This is a genomic window from Salinimicrobium oceani (assembly GCF_012037645.1).
Genome location: NZ_JAAVJR010001257.1, coordinates 1 through 337 on the forward strand (window position 1 = coordinate 1; position 337 = coordinate 337).

Below are 337 nucleotides of genomic sequence, written 5' to 3' on the forward strand. Positions count from 1 at the left end.
GGAGGAGCAGGTTTTGGTTATCTTTATGCTAAACAGCTGGGAAGAGGAAACAACATCGCGAGCGGATTCGAAAGATTTCTTGACTGGTTTGGAGACTTATTTTCCTCCAGTCCTGCGCCTCAAAAGAGGAGTAACTTAAAAACCGTTCATAAAAGAAAAAGTACTCCCGGTACCCCTGCCGGATTTGGTACCCGTGACAGAAATAAAAAAGAACAGCAGGAAAAGATTGATGCCATTCTCGATAAAATTAGTAAAAGCGGATATGACAGCCTTACCAAACAGGAAAAGGATTATTTATTTAACGCCGGAAAAGAAGATTGATGAAAGGTCTCAACTG

Annotated in this window: 1 protein-coding gene; it reads left to right on the forward strand. The window is 41.2% G+C overall.

Annotated features, from left to right (window positions below; genetic code table 11):
* Positions 1-321, forward strand: a 321-nt coding sequence (locus HC175_RS21725) for a DUF6576 domain-containing protein (protein WP_317172393.1), incomplete at its 5' end; no start/stop codon positions are given.
* Positions 322-337: the final 16 nt, after the last annotated feature.